Source organism: Vagococcus vulneris (genome assembly GCF_003950515.1).
Taxonomy (GTDB): Bacteria; Bacillota; Bacilli; order Lactobacillales; family Vagococcaceae; genus Vagococcus; species Vagococcus vulneris.
The window spans coordinates 1-21,698 of the sequence record NZ_NGJS01000018.1 but is presented as its reverse complement, the minus strand read 5'-3'; the positions used below and the strand labels follow the sequence as shown (position 1 = coordinate 21,698).

The following is a 21,698-nucleotide window of genomic DNA, read 5'->3' as shown; positions in this document are numbered from 1 at the left end:
GAAGTATTTGTTTTAATAATAGCGCTTAACTATTTTTATGTCAAACGTATAACAATCAGAAAAAAGCTTTTTCATTTGTATTGTAAGTGGTTGATAAAAAAATATACAAAAATATTTGATAAACGTTTGACATTTTGAAAAAAAGATTTATTATAGAGATATAAAACGATTTCATGGAGGGGTTAAAATGAATCATAAAAAAGTGGCTGAACAAGTGTATCAGGCAATAGGAAAGGATAATATACAGGCAGCAGCGCATTGTGCTACTCGTTTGCGGCTTGTATTGAAAGATCCAAAAAAAGTAGATCATGCAGCACTTGATAATATAGACGATGTTAAGGGGACCTTTGAAGCAAATGGTCAATTTCAAATTATTATCGGTCCTGGTGATGTTGATTATGTTTATAAAGAATTGACAAAAATGGCACATATAAAAGAAGCGTCAACAGAAGATATTAAAGAAGCAGCTAGAAACAATGGAAAAACAAATCCTGTTATGTCAGTTGTTAAAGTATTATCAGATATATTTGTACCGATAATACCAGCGTTAGTTGCTGGCGGTCTGTTGATGGCAATAAACAATGTCTTAACATCTCAAAACTTATTTGGACCTCAATCAGTTGTTGAGATGTTTCCTGCGTTCAAAGATTTAACAAGTATTATTAATTTACTTGCTTCTGCGCCGTTTGCATTTTTACCTATTTTAGTAGGTTTCTCAGCGACAAAACGATTTGGCGGGAATCCATATTTAGGTGCTGCAATAGGTATGGCGATGGTTATGCCCGATTTAGTAAATGGATATGGTGTGGCAAATGCAATGGCAGACGGTTCAATGCCGTTTTGGAATATTTTTGGTTTAAATGTTGCACAAGCAGGGTATCAAGGATCAGTTTTACCAATCGTCGCAGTTGCTTGGATTCTAGCGAATTTAGAGAAGTTCTTCCATAAACGGATTTCAAAAGCATTTGATTTTACATTTACTCCCATGCTGGCCTTGATTATTACAGGATTTTTAACATTTATTTTAGTAGGTCCGGCAATGCGTGCCGTTTCAGATGGTCTGACCAGCGGTTTAGTTTGGTTATATGATACAACTGGTGCAATAGGCCTGGGTATCTTTGGTTTATTTTATTCACCGATTGTTATTACAGGTCTTCACCAGACATTCCCTGCTATTGAAACAACGCTGTTAGCAGATATCGCAAAAACGGGCGGTTCGTTTATTTTTCCAGTAGCATCTATGGCAAATATTGCACAGGGTGCCGCATGTCTAGCAGTTTTCTTTATGACAAAAAATGAGAAACAAAAGAGCTTATCAGCTTCAGCAAGTTTATCGGCATTACTTGGTATTACAGAACCAGCTATTTTCGGTGTAAACTTAAAATTAAAGTTCCCATTCTTTTGCGCAATGATTGCCTCAGCAATTGCAAGTGCAGTTATTGGTTTATTTAAAGTTTTAGCTGTTGCTATGGGGCCTGCGGGTGTTATTGGATTTATTTCTATTTCACCAAAATCAATTCCCGTCTTTATTTTCTCTGGGTTGTTAAGTTTAGTTTTAAGTTTTATTTTTACTGTAGCCTATGCAAAAAAGAAGAATGTCTTTGCTATTGAGGGTGACACGTTAGAGACGGTAGAAATTAAGAGCAATGATGGTATTGTTTCACCAGTTGTCGGTGAATCGACTGAGACAATAGATGTTCCGATAACTGGTCAAATTATCTCATTATCTGATGTTAATGATCCGGTTTTTTCAACAGGAATGATGGGTGACGGTATCGGTATTACACCTGAAAGTGATGATTTATACGCACCGATATCAGGTGAACTGACTGTTTATTATGAAACAAAACACGCTTTTGGTCTGAAATCAAACACAGGTATTGAAGTGCTGATACATGTAGGAATAGATACTGTAGAATTAAATGGTCAGTATTTTGATGGCAGTGTTATTCAAGGACAAATGATTGAAAAGGGTGACAAATTAGGGAGTTTTGATCGTAAAAAGATTGCAGCTGCTGGATTTGACACAACTGTCATAATGGTAGTAACTAATTCAGCAAGTTATGATGAGATTCGTTTGGTACAAAAATCTGAAGTTAAAGCTGGAGATACAGCGATAATTATAGGTGGAAGTGATGACAATGGAACAATCTGATTGGTGGAAAACCGCAGTCATTTATCAAATTTATCCAAGAAGTTTTCAAGATTCTAATGGGGATGGTATCGGTGATTTACAAGGAATTATCCAGCGGTTAGATTATCTAGCGTATTTAGGTGTTGATGCTATCTGGTTGAGTCCAGTTTACAAATCACCGAATGATGATAATGGATATGATATTAGTGATTATGAGGCAATCTCACCTGAATACGGTAAAATGACAGATATGGAGCAATTAATTGCTGAAGCAAAAAAACGGCATATAAGAATTATAATGGATTTAGTTGTAAATCATACATCGGACGAACATATGTGGTTTAAAGAAGCAAAGACAGATGCTTTAAGTCCGTATCATGATTTTTATGTTTGGCGTAAAGGACAAGGAGCCTTGCCGCCAAATGAATTGCAGTCTAATTTTGGTGGATCTGCGTGGACTTATGTATCAGAGATCGATGAGTATTATTTACATCTCCATTCCAAAAAACAACCAGATTTGAACTGGGAAAATCCTGAGTTAAGACAAGAAATATGGAGAATGATGCGTTTTTGGTTAGATAAAGGAATTGGCGGTTTTCGTTTAGATGTGATTGATCTAATCGGAAAGGAACCAGATAGATTAATCACTAAAAATGGACCAAAGCTGCATGATTACATTCAAGACATGAATAAAGAAACCTTTGGCAATTATGATGTTGTGACTGTTGGTGAGACATGGGGCGCAACGCCTGATACAGCTAAATTATACTCGAGTAGGGATAGACATGAATTATCAATGGTTTTTCAGTTTGAGCATATTAATTTAGATAAACAACCTAATAAAAGAAAATGGGATTTGAAGGAATTGGACCCGCAAGAATTACATGGGGTTCTGTCTAAGTGGCAAATCGAATTAAATTCTTATGGTTGGAATTCATTATTTTGGAATAATCATGACTTACCGAGGATTATTTCGAGGTGGGGAAATGATAAAGAATATCGGGTGCTGAGTGGTAAGATGCTAGCTATTTATTTGTATTTTATGAAAGGCACGCCTTATATTTATCAAGGTGAGGAAATTGGTATGATTAATTTTCCAGTTTCTTCTATTAATGAAGTAGATGATATCGAAAGTCGACGAATGTACGAAGAGAGAAAAGAACTGGGATACTCAGAAGAGGATATGTTGAAATCAATTAATGCCAAAGGACGAGACAACGCACGTCATCCAGTCCCTTGGGATACAAGTGATGAAGGCGGATTTACGACAGGTAAACCTTGGCTGCCAGTAGCAGTCTCTGAGGAAGTTAATGTTAGTACGGCTTTGGCAGATAAAGGATCACTATTTTATACCTATCAGCAATTAATAAGACTACGTAAAAACTACCAGGTTATTATTACTGGTGATTATCAGATTGTTGAAACAAATAATTCCAATGTCCTTGCTTATAAAAGAACGTCATCCGAGGAAGAAATATGGGTTGTAGTCAATTTTTCTAATGAAATCCAAAAATATAATTTAGAGCTACCGGAAAAGATGATAAATAATAAAGTGTTGATTCAAAATTATGAGAGACCTGTTTCATTTAGCCGATTGAAACCTTATGAGAGTTATGTACTATATAAGAAGAAAACTAAATAGAAGAGACAGCAGATATTAGTTTTTAATATCTGCTGCTTCTTTTTTTATAAGAAAGTTTATTAAAATATCCAGATAGTTGAAAATTTTATAATTCAAAAAGATGTCTATTCTGAAATAAGAGTAATGCATGTAATAAAAAAATTAATCTCAATAATCTCTTGAATAACAAAAAAATATATATTATTAAACAAAAACACGCAATATAGAACATTATATCATTGTAAATGAACGTTAAAAGAAACGTATCCGTTTATGGGTCAATTATGACAAAAATTAAATTTGTAACTTAAATCAAATGAATATGACAAAAAACGAGGTAGATTGTCATGGAATATCATTTTTTCTTTACCTATGAAATATTATTAGGTGGTAAAGTTATGACAGTCGATTGAGACAATAATAAATGAAAAACTAAAACTTACATAGAACAAAGGAGATTTTTACTAATATGAAATCACTAAAAACATTATTCTTAGGATCAACAGTTGCAGCAGGTGTATTATTAAGTACTCAAGCATTTGCAGATTCAACATATACAGTTCAATCAGGTGATACATTATCATCAATTTCTACTAAATACTTTGGCAATAATGATTCTGTTGCTAAGATTGCAAAAGATAATAAGATTGACAATGTTCATATGATTCATGTCGGTCAAACATTAACTATAAAAACGGATGGACAAGCTGAAGAAAAAACAGCTGTACCAGCAGTACAACAACAAACAGAAGCAGCACCAGTTCAGCAAGAAGTTCAACCAGTAAAAAATGAAAGTACATCAAATAGTTCGGGACAAAGTTCAAGTGCTAAAGAGTTTATTGCACAGAAAGAATCTGGTGGCGACTACAATGCATCAAACGGTCATCATGTCGGTCGTTACCAATTAGATCCAAGCTACCTAAATGGCGACTACTCACCAGCTAATCAAGAACGAGTAGCAGATCAATATGTAAACGAACGTTATGGTTCATGGGAAAATGCACAATCTTTCTGGATGAATAACGGTTGGTATTAATAGGATAGTAAGCAAATAAAAAGTCTGTCAGTTGAATACTGACAGACTTTTTTGATATGGTAATGGAGATAGTCATATATTTCATAAGTTAAATTCTAAGGAGAACAGTTCATGATTGAAGTTGGGTTGATCTATTTTCTAGTCATTATCATTGCGAATACAATTGGAGCAATTTCGGGTATGGGCGGCGGGGTAATAATTAAGCCTATTTTAGATAGTCTGCATATTCATTCGGTTGCTGCTATAACTTTTTATTCTAGCATAGCAGTATTGATGATGTCTGTTATTTCGACGATAAAACAGATTCGACAGGGCAAACAGATTAATTGGCCGTTTGTGATACAAATATCCCTAGGTTCCGTCACAGGTGGGATCATAGGAAATTATGCTTTTGAATTTTTTTTAAATCGCTTCCCTGATGAACGTGTCGTTTTGATTATTCAGATTACTTTAACAGTCTTAACGCTGTTGTTTGCACTTCTTTATAATAAATTTCAATGGACTGCGCTTCACCTAAAATCGACTTCCAGTAAGGTTCTGACGGGATTTACTCTGGGATTTTTGGCTAGTTTTCTTGGTATTGGCGGAGGTCCTATTAATGTCGCTTTATTAATGCTCTGCTTCAGTATTCCAATTAAAATGGCGACAGTTTATTCAATAATTACGATATTTTTTTCACAACTATCAAAATTAGCAATAATATTGATAACAATCGATTTAGCAAGATATGATTTAAATATGTTGTATTTTGTTGTCCCTGCTGGTGCTCTAGGTGGGATAATAGGTGCTTCAATTAGTCAAAAAATAACCAGTCAAACTGTCAATCATATTTATCGTTGGGTAGTAGTTGTAGTTATTTTATTGAATGTTTATAATGCCATAAAATTATTAAATTAAAGACTTACTAATCTTTTAATATGATCCCCAATGCACTATAAATTGAATTCATATAAAAGGCAATCCTCTAAAAGTCACATTTTTAAGGAGTGGATAAATCCACTCCTTTTTTGAAATATTGAATAGAACTTTCTCAGTTTAATTTCTTTTTCATATATTTATTGTTGTTGTAGGAATTACCTTGTTTCTCAGATTAAGTTAAATAAACGATTTTTTAGGTGAGTTATTTCTCTTAAATAAACAGGTTGAGTATAAAAGATTTATCTGCTTTATTTATGATTTTGCATCTTTCATAGTCATTAAAAATAGATAGGATACTATCTAAAACATTGTAAAACAATTAATTTTAATATTACATAGACTTGAGCTACAAAAAAATAAAATGATTTAATAATTTCTGCACGAATATGTTTAAATAACTAACTTAAATATATCGCTAAAAGAATTCAATCAAAATATAATTATTCTTTAGACTTGTTCTATTTAAATGGTTTAGATTTGTTATCTTGAGTTGTGTTCTTTTTTCTTTTTCTTCTAATTTTAATTTTTCGTTTTGTTTCATTTCGTGGTGGAAAATTTTTAAAAATATCACTATTATGTTGAATAATTTTTTCATAGTCATTAATTAGTGCTGTTAACTGTTGTTCTAATTCTTCATTTTTAGTTATAAATTCATTGTATTTTAATTCCACATAATTTAATCCGTCATCTTTTTTTTCAATCATTACAGATAAACCCCTCATTTTATTATAGACGCTACACTTTTATTATGACAAATAAAATCTTTATTTTAGTAACTCAATTTTAAATTAAATACTTCTATCATTATATATACTGTTACTTCTATTAAAACACAAAAATTTAATATAAGTAAGTTGTTTTTGATTAATAAACGCTTAGTTTATAATTATATAATATTGATATTTTTTTTATGTATATTATTTTTGTTTAAATGTCAATAAAAACACTAAGTAAGATGTGATTTGTGGTTACTTAATTTAATTTATGATATATTGATTATAATTAAGGTTATTGTTTTTATGTTTTTGTCTTTTAATCGGACGTATTATATAAGAATACCTTTGTTATACTTTTATAATAAAGAGTAGTGCTATAAAGTGTAAGGTCTATTTTAATTTTTAACAGCTTATTTGCAAGTGCTGTGTTATAGCTGGTATTTATAAATAATCAAAAGGGGAGTTAAAAAATGAAACCAAAAAAGTCTATTTTTATGTTAATTGTCTTATTGTTCGGTATTTTTGCTCAATTAGTCACAGCTGTTGGTGTTATGACTGTCTACGCTGATGAAGCTAATTCTGTAGTTAGCACGCAATCATCAGATCCAGAGATAACCAAAAATAAACAGGAGACGCTGCAAGCAGGCAGTGATCCAGTATTAAATTCACAGGAGTTGTCTGAAGACTCGGCACAAAAGGTTGATGAACCAAATACAGCTGAAGCAGAGCCTGTTGTAGAGAATCAGGATGATGATTCAAAAAAAACACACTCGTCAGAAGAACTTGAAAAAACAGATAAAATTGAAAAAGATAAAGACATACGTGAAACCGGTGGACGCAATATTCTAACGATGCCTGAAGCGGAGTATTTATATGATGATGTTGCAGGTAATAAAACAATATTTACCGATGTTACTATGACACTAAATGGAAAACCTATCACAGAAGATGCCCCATTACATGTCGGTGATCATTTTCAAATTATGTATAAATTCGATTTGCCAGATGAATTAAGTAAAAAAATGTTGGATGGTGATTACTACGATTTTGAATTACCAACATCAAAATTTATCAAATTAACTGACGCACAATCAGGTAAATTATCTGATCCGGACCATCCAGGTGTATATTTTGGAACATACGATGCTCAAACAGATGGTCATGTCCGGATGATTTTTAATGAAAATGTTCCTAAATATGATGGCATTGATGGAAGTTTGATGTTTACGCTGGAATTAAATTCTGAAACAATTGAAGTACCAGGTGAAGTACCAATTGAAATCCCTGGGGTGGAATCTAAAGATAGTGAAGTTATTTATGTCCAAGGAGCATTTGAACAGAATTTGTCAAAAAAATTTGTTAGCTATGATTATAAAAAACAAGTGGCTAAATGGAAAATTATTATTAACCCAAATTATGAAAAATTAGATAATATTACTTTAAATGATAGGACAACAGCGAGTATACCAAATATAGGGAATGCATTAAAAGACAGTATATCTATTGATAAACTAGTGAAAGCGAAAGTTGATATAAAGGGTAACATAACTGAAGGTGAAGAAATATCAATAAATGAGAAGTTTGATGAGCAAGGTAATTTTACTTTCCCATTAGATCATATTGAAGATCCTTACGTAATGGACATAACGACACCGTTAGTTTTTATTCCTAGAGAGACATCTATTACTAACTGGGTAACATTGGGTGCGACTAATTTATCAAAGGATATAGCAGTTAGTGCACAGTTCAATATAACAAAATCTAATATTGAAATGTTTCGTAAAAAGTCGACGAATGTTGATAAAGATAAGGGTATCGTTGACTGGGAGATAACGTATAATCCTTTAAGCATCGAGATACCTCAAGAGCATGCCTATTTCTCAGATACAGTGACCAACGGGGAGCTTATTGAGGAGTCTATGACTGTTGATCCAAATTTAAAACATATAGTAACTAAGACGACAACAGGTTTTGATTTCAAGTTTTTACAAGATGTCAAAGAGCCAGTTACGATAAAGTATCAGACAATCATTAAAGATTGGAGTAATTATTATACAAGTAACGTTATTGAATCTCAGGGGCAAAAAACACCAATTATAAGTGAACAAGTATCGGATGGATATAACCCACATGGTAAAAATAGTACCATCCTTAAAGAATACCCCACTTTATCTGATAGTAATACTCGATTGAATTGGAGGATTTATATTAATAGGGAACATGTTGCTGTTGATAAATGGACTGTTACTGATAATGTCGATAATGCACCCATTGATAAAGATTCAATACGTATAACAGATATGAATCTTAATAGAGATTTGACCTATGATCAATATAAAATTACTTGGCATGATATGCCGGGACGACCGAATAAAAGTAATGGTTTTACTATTGATTATAATAAACCAACTGACCATCAATATCGTATTTATTATAAAACGGAGTTTGAAAAAGCAACTCAAAAAAATGCCGCAGTGTATCGCTATACTGTAGGTGAAGAAGAAAAAGAATCAAAAGACTCTAAAACATATATATATAATTCGGTTTCAAGGCCTATGAGATTGGCAAAAAGTGGTGAATACCTTCCTGCTATTGACCAAATTAAGTGGTCGATACAAGTAAATACGGAAAGAAAAGCAATGAACGCCGATAGTTTATTAACTGATGTTATTCCAAGTGACCAAGAATTAATAGAAGACTCACTCTTTGTTGGTCAAGAAAATTATTGGTATGGTCCTCCGGAAGCAACAAATAATGCAAAGGTTTCCTATGATAAAAATAACAATCAATTGGAAGCGTCATTCCAAGAAGGAAATCCTCATATGTTTACAGTCATTTTTAATACACGGTTGAAGAACCCAATGGATATTATCGGAAAAACTATTACGAATACGGCTGTCTATCAAGATGCTGGAACACCAATCACAAATGTTAAAGGTACTGTAAGTAAAAATACGGGAAATCAACTATTGGCTAACAAAAAAGGTAAAGTCAACGCACAAGATTCAACGTTGATTGATTGGAATGTTGTGATTAATCCGAATAAATTTCATTTGAAAAATGTTGAGATTGTTGATGATCACTGGCAAAATCAAATTGTCAATCCGGCAACTATTCGTTTAACTTATGCAAGCGGACCATTGACCGGTCAACCTTTGATTGAAAATGTGGACTATAAATTAACATATACTGAACGAGATTTTCATATTGTCATATTAGACGATGTAACAGAAATTCTTAACTTAGATTATCAAGGTCAAGTATTTTTCCCGTCAGGTTCAATACCAGGACAGACTGCATCAATTAAAAACCGGGTAACTGTTAAAGGGAGTAACTTCGTGGTGTCCGATCGGCCGGTTGAAGTTCAAGTGATTGTGACAGTTCCAAATAGCTCAGGTGTCATACAAGGGAAAACAGTCGATCTAAATGTTAGAAAAGTTGATGAAGAAAATGAAAACCAAGGTTTACAAGGGGCTGGGTTTACTTTATATCGTGGTACGCAAAAAAATTCACAAAAAATAGTGGAAAATGCAGTTTCAAATGATTCAGGTAATGTTTTGTTTAGTAAATTAACTAAAGGAGAATATCTATTAGTTGAAACTAAAGCACCTGATGGATATAGCATTGATAAGGATTGGGCAGATGGTCAGGTTATCAAAGTTGATACGAGTTCTAATAATACGGTGATACAGCAAATTGTCAAAGATCCTAAGAAACGTGAAATGATCGACCTTAAAGTAAATAAAAAGTGGGAAAATGATTTTAATAATGCCCAAAAAACTCGTCCCGAAAACATTATTGTTGAGGTTTATCAAAATAATAGAGAGATACCTTATGATGTAGCGACTATTACACCAGATGATGCCGGTGACTGGAGCCATACATTTAAAAGTTTGCCAAAAACAGATAATCAAGGCAACGACTATCAGTATTCAATTAAGGAGCAAAATGTACCCGGTTATGATAGTAAAGTTGATGGTTTGACTATCACAAATACATATCGCAATGATGAAAAAACCAGCGTTTCTGGTGAAAAAATCTGGATCGATTTTGATAACAAACACAATACACGTCCTGATTCTATTCATATTCAATTGCAAAAAAATGTTGGTACTAAAGAAGAGCCTAATTGGGAAGACGTTGAGGGCGCTAAAAAAGAAATCAAGAAAGACGACAATCAATCTTATACATTTGACGGATTAGCTAAGTTCGACAGTAATGGCCAAGTGATTGATTATCGAGTTATTGAAACGAATAATTCAGATATTTACACATCAACCTCAGTTGGCAATGATATTATGAATGTTTTAAATAATGATAAAGTTAAAGTTCAAGGCAAGAAAACTTGGAAGGGTGATAACGACGCAAACAATTTCCGTCCAAAAGAGATAAAAGTTAATTTGCTCCAGGATGGGAAAGAAATTCAGGATAAGATTGTATCAGCTAATGATAATTGGAAATATGAATTCACGGACTTAGACAAGTATGATATGTCTACCGGTAATGAACATCACTATACAGTTAATGAAGAAATTGTTCCAAATTATGATGTAAGTTATCCAAGTGTGGCGACAAACAAAAATATCATTACGGCCGATATTACTAATACGCTAAACCCAACTGAAAAAACACAAGTTGAAGGTGAAAAACACTGGGTGGACAATAACAATAAACACAATAAGCGTCCATCCGAAATCATTGTCAACTTATTAAGAAATAATCAGCCATATGCGTCAATTAAGACAAATCAAGAAAAAAATTGGAAATATACTTTTACCGACCTAGATAAGTTTGATAAAAATGGTAAAGAATATAGTTATACAGTTAATGAAGAAAAAGTAAATGGTTATGAAACGAACGTTTTCGGCTATGACATAACCAATATATTGAGACAAGAAAATGTATCTGTAGCTGGGAAAAAAGTTTGGGATGATTATAATGATAAATTTGAGACACGTCCAGAATCAATTTTTGTCAGATTATACAAAAATAACCAGTTTTATCAGAGAAAGGAAGTTAAACCGGATGGACAGGGAAATTGGGAGTTCAGATTTGATAATCTGCCCAAATATAGTGAAACTTATGAACTAAACGTATACACCGTTGATGAAGAAACGGTACCAAACGGGTATAAATCTGAAGTTGGTGAAAATAATGTCATTACCAATACTTTTAGAAATGAAGAAAAAACACAAGTGTCAGGTGAAAAAATCTGGGATGATTATAATAATAAATTTAATACACGGCCACAGGAAATCATTGTCAATTTATTAAGAAACAATCAACCGTTTCAAGCAGTTAAAACAAATAAAGAAAAGAATTGGGAGTATAAATTTACTGATTTAGATAAATATGATGCTGCGGGAAATGAATATCAGTATACGGTAGAAGAAGAAACTGTTGATGGCTATAAAACGAAAATTAACGGCAACAATATTTTTAATCAGTATAGAAACACAGACAAAACTGACTTTAAGGTACAAAAAGTATGGGACGATCGAGATGATCAAGCAAACATCCGTCCAAAATCAATTGATATTCAGTTATTACAAAACGGTAGAAACAAAGATAAGGTAGAATTATCTGAAAGTAATAAATGGCAGTATCAATTTAAAAATTTGGAGAAATATGATGAAAACGGAGAAGAGTATATCTATACAGCAGTTGAAGAAGGTATACCGACTTACATCACAAAATACGACTACAAAGATAAAACTGATTTAACGATAACTAACACATATCATGATGCCTCAACAACAAATATCAGTGGAATCAAAGTTTGGGATGATTATAATGGTCAAATTCCTAATCATCCACGTCCTAAGTCAATTGAGGTAGAATTACTTCAAGATGGCAAGGTATTTACTGGTGATAAGAACCAATGGCCTGCTCAAAAAGTCACTGCAGATGATAATTGGCAATATGAATTTACTAGCCTGCCTAAACATAATAATCAAGCCGGAAAAGACTACGTATACTCTGTTCGTGAAGTGGCTGGTCAATCTGACTTAAAAGATTACACAGTGACATACGAAAATACAAATATTATTAACACGTATCGAAATACGGAAAAAGTAAAAGTTGAGGGTAAAAAAGAATGGGACGATAAAAACGACATATTAAAACGACGTCCAGATTCTGTCAAAATTTTACTTTTAGATGATGGCAAAGAAGTAGCTTCAACCGAAGCACTAAAATCTACAGACTATGCATTCGAATTCACTGATTTACCTAAATATGATGGCGAAGGTAGTCTAATTAACTATGATATTCGTGAGGATTCAGTGAACGGCTATGATACCACCATTGATAAATTAACAAAGATAGATGATAACACGTATGTGGCTAAAATAGTGAATAAGTTGTCACCAGAAGTTATTAATGGAGAAAAAACTGAATTATCAGGTGAGAAAAAATGGGATGACTATAATGAAAAAATAAAAGACCGTCCTCAATTTATTACTGTCGAATTATTTCAAAATAATGCGACGATACCATTTAGAACGCAAGTAGTGAAACCTGATAAACCTGGTTCATCAGGAAAATGGTTTTACACATTTACCGATTTGCCAAAATACGATACCAATTTTAATGAGTATCATTATACGGTGCGTGAGACTATGCCGCCTGAATACAATTCTGTGTATCAATCAGAAGTAGTCGGCAATGATATTATTAATCACTATAAGAATGAGGAAAAAGTACTGTTTTCAGGGGAAAAAGCTTGGGATGATTATAATGATAAATTTGAAACACGTCCAAAAGAAGGCGTCACTTTCGTTCTGAAACAAAATGGAAAAGAAATTGATAAAACAGTTGCACAATCGAATAAGGATGTATCTGTAAGTTGGTCATTCAAATTTGATGGTGACTATCCGAAATATGATGAGTCTGGAAATAAATACGATTATGATGTTGTCGAAATACAAACATCAGATTATGAAACAAAAAAAGAGGCAAAGGTTGATGGTAATCATTACACGTACAAGTTCACAAATAAATACCGTAACGATCAAACCATAGCCATTTCAGGTGAAAAGCAATGGCAAGATGCTGGTTTTGGGGACAGACGTCCGAAAGAAGTAATTGTCCATTTAACTAATCATGGCAAAGATATTCTTGAACCAAAAATCTTGAATGCGGAAAACAACTGGAGATATGACTTTGGTAATTTACCTGTCTATGATGAAAAGGGTGATGAAAATCAATACGAGATTAGAGAAGAACCTATTGATCATTACGAAAGCAGTGCTGATGGTTTTAATCTGATTAATACGTATAAAAATGATGAAAAAACAGAATTTAGCGTAATGAAAGCCTGGGATGACGGTAATAATGCACTTGGTGTTCGTCCAGAATCAATTATGGTGAATTTATTACGGGATAATGAACCAGTGATTGAAAACAATCAGCCTGTGACAGTTGAGTTAAACGAAACTAATCAATGGCAGCATAAATTTAAAGATTTAGCAAAATTCGATGATAAAGGAAAAGAGTATGTTTACTCTGTCTCCGAAGAACCAGTTAATAACTATAAAACCATTGTTAATAATTCAGTCATTACAAATAAGATAGATGAACAATCATTTAAGACAGAAGTTGTTGGTAAAAAACTTTGGAATGATCAAAATCAGAAACTACATCAACGACCTGAGAGTATTACGGTCGAACTTTATAAAAAACAAGGTAAATCCAGTACTTTCGTTGATTCGCAAAAGGTTAAAGCTGGAGCGGATAATAGTTGGAGATACGCCTTTAAAGATTTACCCAAATATGATGCTGATTTAAAAATCATTGAGTATTTTGTGAAGGAAAAGAATGTCCCAGCTGATCATTATGTCAGTGAAGTTGAGGGTACAACCATTATTAATACATATAAGAGCACCGAAAAAACTGAATTATCTGGTAAAAAAGAATGGAATGACTTTGACAATAAGTTAAATTCTCGACCTGGATCAATTACGGTGAAACTTTATCAAAATCATGGATCTATTCCAATCGCTTCTCAAGTAGTTAAACCTGATAAAGACGGTAATTGGGATTATCATTTTACTGATTTAGATAAATATGACGATGACTTAGAAGAAAATATCTATACGGTTAAAGAAGAAAAAATCCCAGATTATGATAGTTCTGTTAATGGTACGACTATTATAAATACGTATCGGAATCAAGAGAGAACTAAATACGAAGGTGAAAAATTATGGGATGACTTTGGCGGTACTATTATTAAGCGTCCAGATTCAGTAGATGTGACGCTTCAACGCAATAATGGGACAGAACATCAGGAAAAATGGGATGACGTTGAAACTAAGAATGTCAAAAAAGAAGATAATTGGGAATACAGCTTTGAAGACCTTCTTAAATATGATGATCACGGAAACGAAATCCAGTACCGTGCCGTTGAAAAAATAGTGCCCAATCAATATGAGAGTCATCAAAGTGGACACAACATCGTTAATAAACTTGTTCTTAAGAGCAAAATAGATGTTTCCGGTCAGAAAACTTGGGATGATGGTGATGGAAAATTACGTCCAGAAAGTATTACGGTTAACTTGCTTCGAGACGGTATTAAAATTGATCAAAAAGAAGTAACGAGTAAAGATGCTGATAAGAAGGAAACAAATGTTTGGCACTATAATTTTACAGATTTGGATGAATATGACGAGGAAACGGGTGATAAATACACTTATACCGTGTCAGAAAATCTAGTGCCAAATTACGAACAGACTTACGATAAACTAAATATCACCAATAAATTTGCACAAGGTAAAACACAAATTTCTGGGGCAAAGATATGGGATGATGAAGGATTTGAAAAGCATCGACCACAAGAAATTGTTATTCATTTGTACCAAGGAACAAATGATACTGGTCAAACGAGAAAATTAAATGCTAAGAATAACTGGTATTACGAATTTAAGGATTTAGATGCTTATGATAAAGACGGTAATCAACTTGATTATCATATAAAAGAAGATCCAGTTGAGGGATATACTAGTCATTCAGATGGTCAAAATCTAGTTAATATATATAATAATAACGAAACAGTTGAATTGAGTGGTACTAAACGTTGGGAAAAAGACGAAGACGATAAATTGAAAACACGCCCAGAAAATATCACAGTTATCGTACTTCAAAATGGATTGCCAATGATTGATAAAGATGGTAACCAAAATAAACAAATTGTAGGAAATGACACAAATTGGACCTATCATTTTATAGGGTTACGTAAATATGATGATAAAGGTCGTGAATATGACTACTCTGTAGACGAAATTGATGTGGATAATTATGAAAGTACTATTGAACGTATCCCAACAATTGACGATAATCACCATGTGGTCAATATCGTTAATACATATCAAAATGCGGTCAAAACAGAAATTGCTGGTGAAAAGATCTGGCATGATAATGATAATCATCTTAAGAGACGTCCAGATCATATCACGGTTCAATTATTTAGAAATAGTAAAGCTGTAGTAGGTGAGACTCAAAAAGTGACACCTGATAGTAATGGACATTGGTACTATGCTTTTACTGACTTAGCTAAATATGACAATAAGTTAGAAGAATATCAATATACTGTCAGAGAAATCGATGTACCAAAAGATTATGTCAGTGAAGTGAATGGCACGACGATAGAGAATACGCTCCACCTAAAAGGTAAAATTGATGTTTCTGGTGAAAAGATCTGGAAAAATGATAATAATAATAAGTTGCAAAGTCGACCTAAAGACATTATTGTTGATCTGTATCAAAATAATGGAGATGCTCCATTAGACACTAAACATGTTTCTCCTGATGGTAACGGTAAATGGAAGTATACTTTTACAGATTTACCAGAGTATGATGAACAATTAAATAAATATCAATACACTGTTCAAGAACGTAATGTTCCTGCTGGTTATGATAGTCAAGTAGACGGAACGAACATTATAAATACGTATCGAAATGATGAAATGACAGAGATATCTGGTAAGAAAATATGGGAAGATAATCATGATACATTGGGTAAACGTCCTGATCATATTGTCGTTGAGTTATATCAAAATGGCGGAGATAAGCCATTTAAGTCTCAAGTTGTTACAGGGGGCTCTGATAATAATTGGACCTACCGTTTTGACAATCTGCCAATGTATGATGGACAGTTAAATCTATATACATATACTGTGAAGGAACAAACAGTTCCAGGTTATAGCAGCAAAGTTGACGGTACAAAGATAACCAATAGCCTCAACAATTCTGAAAAGACAACTGTCTCAGGTAAGAAAGTATGGCAAGACGGAAATGATAAATTAGGCAAACGTCCTGACAGTATTGTTGTTGAGTTGTATCAAAATGATGGAGATAAACCATTTAAAACACAAACCGTCACAGGTGGTAAGGACAGTAATTGGACCTATACATTTACTGATTTGCCAAAACATGACAGTCAATTCAATGATTACCGTTATACTGTTAAGGAACAAACAGTTCCGGGTTATACAACAAGCGTTACTGGTACAACGATTACCAATACACTTGAAAATAATCAAAAAACAGAAGTAATCGGTGATAAGATTTGGCAAGACGGAAATGATAAATTAGGCAAACGTCCTGACAGTATTGTTGTTGAGTTGTATCAAAATGATGGAGATAAACCATTTAAAACACAAACCGTCACAGGTGGTAAGGACAGTAATTGGACCTATACATTTACTGATTTGCCAAAACATGACAGTCAATTCAATGATTACCGTTATACTGTTAAGGAACAAACAGTTCCGGGTTATACAACAAGCGTTACTGGTACAACGATTACCAATACACTTAAAAATAATCAAAAAACAGAAGTAATCGGTGATAAGATTTGGCAAGACGGAAATGATAAATTAGGCAAACGTCCTGACAGTATTGTTGTTGAGTTGTATCAAAACGACGGACATACACCTTATCAAATACAGACAGTACATGCAGATAAGGATGGCAAGTGGCATTACGAATTTAATAATCTACCTAAGTATGACAGCAACTATGCTGAGTATCATTACACTGTGAAGGAACAGCCAGTCGCTCATTATTCAAGTCAGATTAATGGCACGACTATAACCAATACACTGATTAATGATGAAGAAACAACTATTTCTGGTAATAAGCTTTGGGAAGATAATCAAGACAAACTTAAATTACGTCCTGATTACATTGTTGTTGATTTATTCCAAAACGACAGCAAACAAGCTTATCAAAAACAAGTTGTTCGGGCTGACAGTAATGGGAATTGGACCTATAAATTCAGTCATTTACCAAAATATGATAAAGAAATGAATGGCTATAAATATACGGTAAAAGAACAATCCGTAAAATATTACACGAGCCGCATTGAAGGAACAACGATTATAAATACGATTAGCAAAGATGTTGTGCCGATTGTACCAGTAAAACCGCTTATTCCACCAAAACCAGTGACTCCTAGTATTCCAGTTCAACCGAGTAGACCATCTGTTACGCCGGTTATTCCAGCAACAAGTAATGGAAATAGTATTGTTGGCAGTCAATCAAGTGCATCTCGATTATTGCCGCAAACTAGCGAAGCTCATAGTGAAGCTGTTCTAGCAACACTATTAGGAACGATTGTTCTATCATTATCAGGTGCCTTCATTGTCTTTAGAAGAAAACAATAAATAGGTACAACGAAAAAGCTGTTGGACAGTTAAGTCCGACAGCTTTTTTATTTATTGAATCGATACCCGCTTCCCCAAATTGTTTCAATCGGAAAGTCGCTTAATCCAGCTTTTTTTAGTTTTTCACGAATCCGTTTGATATGAACAACCACAGTTGACACCTCAGTATCGAAAACATCTTGTCCCCAAACGGACTCAAATAACTCTTCTTTATGCCAAACACGGTTAGGATGTGTTACTAAAAATAGTAACAAGGAAAATTCCTTAGCCGTAAAAATAACTTCTTGTTGATTAACAGAGGCACGATGAGCTAATCTATCAATAGTCAAACCAGAAGTTTCAATCTTTTTATTATCGATGGGTTTATCAACTAAAGATTCGTATCGTGCAATATGTGCTTTGACACGAGCCACTAATTCGCCTGGACTAAATGGTTTAATCATGTAGTCGTCAGCACCTAAACCAAAACCTCTGATTTTATCGATATCTTCTTTTTTTGCTGACACAATCATGATTGGCGTTTTTTTCGCTTTTCTGATTTCTTTACAAATAGTAAATCCGTCCGTTGTTGGTAACATGATGTCGATGATTATCAGAGAAAAGTCATTAATTAGTGCTTGTTCTAAACCTTCTTTACCATCATGTTTAATAGTGACGGTAAAGTCGTTAATCTCTAAGTAGTCTCTCTGCAAGTTTGCAATGCTTGGATCGTCTTCAATAATTAAAATATTTTTTGTCATAATGTCGTCTCCTTTATCAATGGCAATGTTAGGACAACCTCTGTTCCTTCATTCAGTTTGCTGGTAATCGATACGCTTCCGTCATGATGTTCCATGATACTTTTTACGATATTCAGTCCAAGTCCAGATCCTTTGATAGTTGGTGTTCTTGATTTATCAGCTCGATAAAAGCGCTCGAACACGATTGGCAGTTGTTCTTCTGAGATACCGATACCATTATCTTTAATCGTAATTGCGACGTATGAACCATTCGTCCTTAAGTCAATTGAAATAGTGGCTCTTTGCTTAGCAGGTTGTTTGAATTTAAGACTGTTCTCAATAATATTAGTCAATACACGTGTCATTTGTAGTGGGTCAATTTCAGTTAGAATTTCATGTTGAGGTAAATTTATTTTCCACTCAGCCTGATTGTTTAGTTGATAATCATTAGTAATTAAGCGAAGCAGTCGATTGATATCAGTAATTTCTTTATTGATGACAGCATTTTCCATATCAAGTTTAGAATACAAAAAAAGTGTTTCAATCAATTCATTTAAACTGATAGCTTTTTGGTGGATAGTGTTAAGATATTCTTGCCGTTTTTCTTCAGTATTTGCGATACCGTCACGTAAACCCTCAACATATCCGATAATCGATGTTATCGGTGTCTTTAAATCATGAGACATATTAGCAATCAATTCGCGCCGATTGTCTTCATATTGTTTTTGGAGTTGGTTGTTTTTTTCGATTGTCTGCCACATCATTTTAAAGCTTGATTGAATATGGGCAACGTCTTGACTGATTTCCGGTTGCGGAAAACTGGCAATTAGGGCTTGGTAGTCCTGTTTATTGTCAAAGGAAGCAATTTGTGTAGCGACTGCCAAATTTTCTAATGGCTTGACAGTCGTCTTTGTTAGTCGGCGATTAATAAAGATGGCTAACAAAATAGCGAATAAAATAATAGTACTTATTAACCAAATACCCTGACGTGTAAAGAATTCAAATAGATTACTTTCTCGGCGTAAAATAATAAAACTGCCGTTTGTTCCATCTAAATATTTAAAATCATGTTTTATGTAATGATAAAGCCTTCCGGCGTTATCAATCGTACCAATCGGTTCAAAATTTGATAGTTCATAGTCAGGTGCATGGAATTGTAGTGATTTTTCAATTAAATCTTGAGAAAAATAGATAAATTGATTATTCTTTCGAATCACGACATTTAATTGGCGTTTTTCAATTTCTTTAATGGTTTGTTTGACATCTTCTTTTAATGGTTCATTCACGAATTCAGTTGATTTTTGAACATAATTATTTAATTCTTCAAAACTTTTTTGTTCATCAGCTGTTAATGAGCGCTGTGTTGTCAAAATTTTATACATATCTTGAACTGAAGGAACTTTTCCTAACGTAATATAAAAAGTTAACGATAAAATCAACAGCAATGAACCAAGTGTAATTAGGATTGCGCTAATGTAAGAAAAAATAAATCGTCGTTTGATCGTCATAAATATCTCTCCATAGATTTTCCGTTCGTTTAATACAAGTTTAATTTAAGAGGATTCATTAGTCAAAGTTTATTTGATGTTATTTTTGTTAATAATTTGTTTATTTTTTATACAGATTATCGTTATAGTCATTTGCTATAGTTAAGTTAACAAAAGAAATGAAGGGGATGTAGAGATGAAGAAAAAAATAATTGGATACTTAAGTCTAGCAGGAATGACACTTTTACTAGTAGGATGCGGTAGCAACGTTGCAACTACCAAGGACTCTAGTCAATCATCAAAAGGTAGCAGCATAGTGGAATCAACTGATACCAGCAGTGCAGCAGCGACGACGGAAAAAGGAAAAGGTGCAGAATACACAGATTTATTAACAGCAACAAATTGGCAGGGAACAAAAGTCTACGATAAAGATAATAACGATTTGACAGCTGAAAATGAAGGATTTATTGGTTTAGCTAAATATGATAAAGAAACAGGTTATTATGAATTTTTTGATAAAGCAACTGGTGAAACACGCGGCGATGAAGGAACGTTCTTTATTACTGCTGACGGTGAAAAGCGTATATTGATTTCAGCCACAAAAGATTATCAAGCAGTTGTGGATATGACTGAAATGACGGATAAAGTATTTACGTATAAACGTATGGGTAAGGACAAAAACGGTAAAGATGTTGAAGTCTTTGTTGAGCATATTCCTTACGCAGATAAAGAATTGAAATTTACTAAAGGGCGCGGCAAATTAGAAGCAAAAACGGGTGACATTGAAACAAGTAAACCAGGAATTGACGTATTAGCAGAAACGTTATGGAATGGAACCAAAGTAGTTGATGAAGCCGGTAATGATGTAACAGAAGCCAATAAAATGTTTATCAGTTTAGCGAAATTTGATGCTGCAAACAATAAATATGAATTCTTTGATTTAGAGAGTGGTAAATCAAAAGGCGATTTCGGCTACTTTGATGTCTTAGATCATAATAAAATCCGAGCACATGTATCAATCGGAGAGAATAAATATGGGGCAGCGTTAGAACTAACAGAATTAAACGATAAGCGTTTCACGTATAAACGTATGGGTAAAGATAAGGATGGTAAAGAAATCACAGTTTTCGTCGAACATGAACCGTATAAAGGTGCAGAGAAGCCGGAATTTACTTTTTAAGTGAGACTAATCAGAAAGAACAGTCTAAAATAGGCTGTTCTTTTTTTTTATATGTTTTGAAAACCACCTGCTATGCGGGTGGTTCAGAAGAGCTTTTAGCGTGGTATAAAAAAAGTCTCCTAAAATGATAAGATATATTTGGTTTCCCGACCACGAAATATCAATCATTTAGGAGGTCCCTTATGAAAAAGGACAATCAAAGTTTATCACACACAACATGGAAA

General features: G+C 33.4%; 9 protein-coding genes. 6 read left to right on the top strand and 3 right to left on the bottom strand.

Annotated features, from left to right (window positions below):
- Positions 1 to 187: 187 nt before the first annotated feature.
- The 4 genes from CBF37_RS09965 (at position 188) to CBF37_RS09950 (ending at position 5,688) form a co-directional block, all read left to right on the top strand.
- Positions 188 to 2,155 (top strand): sucrose-specific PTS transporter subunit IIBC, encoded by a 1,968-nt coding sequence (locus CBF37_RS09965; protein ID WP_125984609.1) that lies wholly within the window; start codon positions 188 to 190, stop codon positions 2,153 to 2,155.
- Entirely contained in the window at positions 2,142 to 3,776 is a 1,635-nt protein-coding gene (locus tag CBF37_RS09960) for a glycoside hydrolase family 13 protein (protein WP_420824174.1), read from the top strand. The genes CBF37_RS09965 and CBF37_RS09960 overlap by 14 nt, the downstream gene beginning before the upstream one ends.
- A gap of 448 nt (positions 3,777 to 4,224) precedes the next feature.
- On the top strand, positions 4,225 to 4,791 hold the full coding sequence (gene apf, locus CBF37_RS09955; RefSeq protein WP_125984607.1) for an aggregation-promoting factor: 567 nt from the start codon (positions 4,225 to 4,227) through the stop codon (positions 4,789 to 4,791).
- 111 nt (positions 4,792 to 4,902) lie between these two features.
- Positions 4,903 to 5,688 carry a sulfite exporter TauE/SafE family protein gene (locus CBF37_RS09950; RefSeq protein ID WP_338067349.1) on the top strand — a complete coding sequence of 262 codons (786 nt, stop codon included), beginning with the start codon at positions 4,903 to 4,905 and terminating at the stop codon, positions 5,686 to 5,688.
- A 479-nt stretch (positions 5,689 to 6,167) separates the two neighbouring features.
- Here the strand turns inward: CBF37_RS09950 and CBF37_RS09945 are convergent, their stop codons facing one another.
- Entirely contained in the window at positions 6,168 to 6,413 is a 246-nt protein-coding gene (locus CBF37_RS09945) for a hypothetical protein (RefSeq protein WP_125984606.1), read from the bottom strand.
- A 482-nt stretch (positions 6,414 to 6,895) separates the two neighbouring features.
- Between CBF37_RS09945 and CBF37_RS09940 the strand changes: the two genes are divergently transcribed.
- Entirely contained in the window at positions 6,896 to 18,088 is an 11,193-nt protein-coding gene (locus CBF37_RS09940; RefSeq protein ID WP_125984605.1) for a Cna B-type domain-containing protein, read from the top strand.
- 47 nt (positions 18,089 to 18,135) lie between these two features.
- Here the strand turns inward: CBF37_RS09940 and CBF37_RS09935 are convergent, their stop codons facing one another.
- Together CBF37_RS09935 and CBF37_RS09930 are read right to left on the bottom strand one after the other, a co-directional pair.
- Positions 18,136 to 18,828, bottom strand: a complete 693-nt coding sequence (locus CBF37_RS09935; protein ID WP_125984604.1) for a response regulator transcription factor — start codon at positions 18,826 to 18,828, stop codon at positions 18,136 to 18,138.
- Positions 18,825 to 20,315, bottom strand: a complete 1,491-nt coding sequence (locus CBF37_RS09930) for a sensor histidine kinase (protein WP_125984603.1) — start codon at positions 20,313 to 20,315, stop codon at positions 18,825 to 18,827. The genes CBF37_RS09935 and CBF37_RS09930 overlap by 4 nt, the downstream gene beginning before the upstream one ends.
- Positions 20,316 to 20,490: 175 nt before the next feature.
- Here CBF37_RS09930 and CBF37_RS09925 point away from each other — a divergent pair, with 175 nt between their 5' ends.
- Positions 20,491 to 21,474, top strand: a complete 984-nt coding sequence (locus CBF37_RS09925; RefSeq protein WP_125984602.1) for a DUF4822 domain-containing protein — start codon at positions 20,491 to 20,493, stop codon at positions 21,472 to 21,474.
- Positions 21,475 to 21,698 lie beyond the last annotated feature (224 nt).

Bases quoted from the DNA above. Each gene is read 5' to 3' on its own strand.
- CBF37_RS09950 (WP_338067349.1), top strand. From the start codon at position 4,903: ATGATTGAAGTTGGGTTGATCTATTTTCTAGTCATTATCATTGCGAAT.
- CBF37_RS09925 (WP_125984602.1), top strand. From the start codon at position 20,491: ATGAAGAAAAAAATAATTGGATACTTAAGTCTAGCAGGAATGACACTT.
- CBF37_RS09960 (WP_420824174.1), top strand. From the start codon at position 2,142: ATGGAACAATCTGATTGGTGGAAAACCGCAGTCATTTATCAAATTTAT.
- apf (WP_125984607.1), top strand. From the start codon at position 4,225: ATGAAATCACTAAAAACATTATTCTTAGGATCAACAGTTGCAGCAGGT.
- CBF37_RS09940 (WP_125984605.1), top strand. From the start codon at position 6,896: ATGAAACCAAAAAAGTCTATTTTTATGTTAATTGTCTTATTGTTCGGT.
- CBF37_RS09935 (WP_125984604.1), bottom strand. From the start codon at position 18,828: ATGACAAAAAATATTTTAATTATTGAAGACGATCCAAGCATTGCAAAC.
- CBF37_RS09945 (WP_125984606.1), bottom strand. From the start codon at position 6,413: ATGATTGAAAAAAAAGATGACGGATTAAATTATGTGGAATTAAAATAC.
- CBF37_RS09930 (WP_125984603.1), bottom strand. From the start codon at position 20,315: ATGACGATCAAACGACGATTTATTTTTTCTTACATTAGCGCAATCCTA.
- CBF37_RS09965 (WP_125984609.1), top strand. From the start codon at position 188: ATGAATCATAAAAAAGTGGCTGAACAAGTGTATCAGGCAATAGGAAAG.